1 protein-coding gene is annotated in these 2,151 nt (G+C 71.6%); it reads right to left on the reverse strand.

Annotated features, from left to right (window positions below):
* Positions 1-32 precede the first annotated feature (32 nt).
* The coding region (locus ACFU99_RS41535) for an NHL repeat-containing protein (protein WP_384403368.1) at positions 33-2,151 on the reverse strand (2,119 nt) is incomplete at its 5' end.

Consider the following 2,151-nt stretch of genomic DNA (forward strand, 5'->3'; position numbering starts at 1 on the left):
GGGATCACCGGGACCGGCTGACGGCCGTACGCTCACGCCACGCGTGCCGTCAGCGGCACCGGGGCGCGGCGGCCGATGACGGCCCTGCCGTCGCCGGACTGCGTGCCGGGCTGGGCCTCGGGCAGGGCGCGGATGCCGATGGTGTAGATCAGGGAGATGCGGTCGGTGGCGCCCGTGTTCAGGTGCGGGTTGGACGTCACGACCAGGGTCTTCCCGTCGTTCTCCAGCCGGGTCTCCAGGCTCCCGGTCACGGCGGGCTGGGCGTAGTAGTAGCCGTACGCGGCGGTGCCGGTGAAGGCGAAGCCGCTCGGCGCGACGAAGTGCTGCTCGACGGTGCCGGGGTTGACCGGCTGGTCGTTGATGGCGCGGATCTCCAGGTTGAACGTGGTGTCCTCGCCGGGCGCGACGGTCGGCGTGGACTCCTGCGTGGCGCGCAGCGCCCCCTCGTCCTGGGCGGAGCCGCTGACGGTCGCCGAGAGCTGCACCGGGGCGCGGCTGCCGACGCTCGCCGTGCCGTTGGTGTACCGGCCGGGCACGGCGTCCACGCGCGCCTGCACCGGGATGGTGTAGACGACCGAACCGGCATCGCTGGTGGTGGTGTTGACGTGCGGGTTGGCCGTGATGATCAGGGTCCGGCCGGAGTCCTCGATGCGGTAGGTCAGGTTGCCGGAGATCACGCCGTGGATGGTCTCGTAGTACGCGTACGTGGGCTGGCCGGTGAAGACGAAGCCCGAGGGCGCGGTGTAGCGCTGGACGATCGTGCCGGGGCTGACCGGCTGGCCGGTGGGGGAGAGGTAGCGCATGTTCAGGACGGTGCGCTGGCCCGGTGCGACGTCCGGCACGGTGTCCTGATAGATCGTCAGCGCTGTCTCGTCCGCCTCCGGGGCGGGCACGATGACCGTGACGGGCAGCGTGTAGACGTTGTCCTTCAGGTTCAGGTCGCCGCCGTACTGGATCTCCAGCGTGGAGTGGTAGACGCCGGGCGGCGAGCCGGCGGGGGCGGTGACGCGGAAGACGCCGTCCAGGGAGCCGTTGTACGGCAGTATCTGCTGCCCGGTGAAGGTGCGGCTGAGCCGTCGGCCGGTGGTGCCCGGACCGCCGGTCAGCCCCTCGGCCAGGGTCAGCACCACGGTCACGTACTGGCCGTCGGCCGGGTTGGGGCCCCGGCTCCGGATCCGGGCGCCGAGGTCGAACTCCCGGCCGCGCGGCACGGCGTAGGGGTTGACGACCTCGCCGTACAGGTCGGCGGAGGGCGGCGGCGGGGGAGTCATCTGCGCGACGGCCGTCACGCCGCGGACCCGCTGGTTGCTCTGGTCGGCGACGTACAGGTTGCCGGCCCGGTCCAGCGCCACCCCGCTGGGGTTGTAGAGCCGGGTGGTCATGGCGGGGCCGCCGTCGTCCACGTACCCGGCGGTGCCGGTGCCCGCGACCGTGGTGATGATGCCGTCCGAGGTGACCTTGCGGACCCGGTGGTTGTGCTGGTCGCCGATGTAGAGGCTGCCGCCTTCGTCGACGGTCACGCCCCAGGGGTAGTGGAGCCGGGTGGCGAGGGCGGGCCCGCCGTCGGAGATGTATCCGGCGGTGCCGTTGCCCGCGACGGTGGTGATGATGCCGTTCGGGGTGACCTTGCGGATGCGGTGGTTGTACTGGTCGGCGATGTACAGATTCCCGCCCCCGTCCACGGTCACGCCGGCGGGGTAGTAGAGCCGGGTGGCGATGGCGGGGCCGCCGTCGGAGACGTATCCGGCGGTGCCGTTGCCCGCGACGGTGGTGATGTTTCCGTTGGGCGTGACCTTGCGGATGCGGTGGTTGTGCCGGTCGGCGATGTACAGGTTGCCGGCCCGGTCCACCGCCACCCCGCTGGGGTGGAAGAGCGGCGTGGCGAGGGCGGGCCCGCCGTCGGAGATGTAGCCGGCGTTTCCATTGCCGGCGACGGTGGTGATGATGCCGTTCGGGGCGACCTTGCGGACCCGGTGGTTGTTCTGGTCGGCGATGTAGACGCTGCCCGCGTCGTCGACCGCGACCCCGATCGGGTAGTTGAGCGGGGTGGCGAGGGCGGGTCCGCCGTCGGAGACGTATCCGGCGGCGCCGGTTCCCGCGACGGTGGTGATGTTTCCGTTCGGGGCGACTTTGCGGATGCGGTGGTTGCTG

This window comes from Streptomyces sp. NPDC057654, from assembly GCF_042800135.1.
GTDB lineage: Bacteria > Actinomycetota > Actinomycetes > Streptomycetales > Streptomycetaceae > Streptomyces.